Annotated in this window: 1 protein-coding gene; it reads left to right on the forward strand. The window is 68.3% G+C overall.

All coding sequences use genetic code 11. From position 1 onward, the window contains the following. Nucleotides 1-171 precede the first annotated feature (171 nt). The coding region (locus ACFY9I_RS42280; protein WP_391012805.1) for a tetratricopeptide repeat protein at nucleotides 172-2623 on the forward strand (2452 nt) is incomplete at its 3' end.

Consider the following 2623-nt stretch of genomic DNA (forward strand, 5'->3'; position numbering starts at 1 on the left):
CCGTTCTTTCATGCCCACGGCCGCACCCGTACCTCTGTCCAGATGATCACCTGCGCCGCACACCTCGAACGAAATCCGGTTTGCCACAACGCACTAAGTCAACTGAGGCTCAATCGCCGGATGGGGCGTCAGGTTCTGGAGTGGGGCCAAAGCGGCCGTGGGAGCGGTGAGATGGACGCTCGGCGCCTTGTGTGGGTGCGTACCGGGGATCCGGGGGGTTCCGGTTCCGGCTATCTGATCGGGCCGCAGCTGGTGCTGACGGCCCTGCATGTGGTGCTGCCGGACCAGCGATGGGCGCTGCGGGTGCAGGCGCGGGTGGGGCATCCCCGTTTCGGTGACGTTGTGCACCGGCGGGCCGAGGTGTGCTGGCCGGATCCCCGTGAGGGTGTTCCGGCCAAGGACTCTCTGGACATGGCGCTGTTGTGGCTGGAGGAGCCTGTCCTTGTTGAGAGTGGTCCGGTGCGGTGGGGGCGGCCCGGAGGGATTGTGCCACTGCCGTTCGACGGAGCCGGTTTCCCGGCTTTCGCCGATGAAGCGGCTCGTGGGGACGTCGAGCATCTGCGGGGCGAGTTGCCGGTGGTGTCCACGTCGTCGTCCGACTGGGTCTTGGACTGCCGGGTGTGGCCGGACCTCGGACACGGTGGTGACCGGCCGTGGGCGGGCGCATCGGGTGCCGCAGTCTTCTGCCGGGGTCGGCTGGTCGGGGTGGCGGTTGAGGACAACCGGCCTATGGGCGGTCGCCGTCTGCAGGCCGCGCCCGTCCATGAAGCGCTCAGCCTGCCCGGCTTCGCCGACCTGGTCACGCGGCACGGTCATCCCGGCACCACTCTTTCTCTGGAGGAGATCACCGCCGCGCAGGCGGATGCGGAGCGAAGTAAAGGCGTGGCCCAGCCGGTGGTGCCTGTGCCGATCCCTCAACTGGCGACGGCGTTCCAGCCTCGCAGCGTTCTGCGGGACCGGATCGACGCAGCGTGGTCGGACAACCGGTCGGTCGTGCTGACGCAGGAACAGCCTCGCGTGCTGTCCGGTGGGGGCGGAGTCGGAAAGACCCAACTCGCCGCCGCCTACGCCACTGATGCCGTTAAGAAACGTACCGACCTGGTTTTGTGGGTGGCTGCCACAGAGGCACAACAAATGACCACCCTTTACGCACGGACTGCAGTCAGCCTGAAACTGCCCGGCGCCAGCGGCGAGGATCTGGAAGCGGACGCCCATTTGCTGCTGGACTGGCTGCGCAGTACAAGCCGTCGGTGGCTCGTCGTCCTGGACGACATCACCGATCCGCACGGCATCCAATCACTGTGGCCTGCCAGCCAGACCGGCAGCGGCCGGGTGCTGGCCACCACGCGCAGTAGGGACGCCTCCCTGACCGGCAACGGCCGCATCCGCATCGACATCGACGTCTACACCCCCGCCGAATCTGGCGCCTACCTGTACCAACGTCTCAACGCCGAGAACATGGGTCACCTCCTCGACGACCACACGCCCGAACTCACCCACGTTCTGGGGCACCACCCTCTCGGCCTCGGCATGGCCGCGGCCCAGATGATCAATGAAGAACTAACCTCCGCCCAGTACCTCAACCGGTACAACAATCGGCATGCCCTGTTGGAGGAGCTCATGCCGCCGGCCGCAGACACGGAGGGCTACCTCAAGCCGAAACAGCCCACGCAGGTCACCGCCGCTCTTTTACTCTCCCTCGATGCCGTAAGGGCCAGCGACACCACCGGCCTTGCCACCACAGCCCTGCGCCTGACCGCGCTTCTCGACCCCGCTGGCCACCCCCACGCCTTGTGGAACACTCCCGCTCTCCTTGGCTACCTCACCACCCACCACACGCCAGCCCCACAAAGCGACACCCCTGCATCACCCTCATCGGCCACAGCAGAGCAGGCCCACACGGCCCTCCGCCTCCTGCACCGCTACGCACTGCTGACCTGCGACACCCGGGCAGAACCGCGCGCTGTCAGCATGCACGCCCTGACCGCCCGCGCCACCCGCGAAACCATGCCTGCCGACGAAGTAGCGGCCCTTGCCACCGCGGCGGCCGACGGTATCCTCCAGCTTTGGCCCAGCCCCGACCAGCACCACGCTGACCACGCCGCTGTCCTGCGCGCCAATACCAGCGCGCTCTCGGGTCACTCCAACGATTGCCTCTGGAACCCGGGCGGGCACCCGGTCCTTTTCCGCGCGGGCAACAGCCTCCTCAACGCAGGGCTGGCTGCCTCCGCCACCGCCTACTGGCAGGACATGATTTCGGACAGCGAGCGCCATTTGGGCGGCGAGCACCCCAACACGCTCACCGCCCGCGGCAACCTCGCCTCCTCCTACTGGCGGGCGGGGCGGACCGGCGAGGCGATCGAACTGCTGGAGCAGGTGGTGGCCGACCTGGAGCGGCTGCAGGGCGGCGAGCACCCCAACACGCTCACCGCCCGCGCCAACCTCGCCACCTCCTACCGGCAAGCGGGGCGGACTGGCGAGGCGATCGAGATCGAGGAGCAGGTGGTGGCCGACCGGGAGCGGCTGCTGGGCGGCGAGCACCCCGACACGCTCACCGCCCGCGGCAACCTCGCCTCCTCCTACTGGCAGGCGGGGCGGACCGGCGAGGCGATCGAACTGCTGG

Origin of the sequence: Streptomyces sp. NPDC012510, from assembly GCF_042955065.1 — a bacterium.
In the GTDB taxonomy this organism is placed as follows: domain Bacteria; phylum Actinomycetota; class Actinomycetes; order Streptomycetales; family Streptomycetaceae; genus Streptomyces.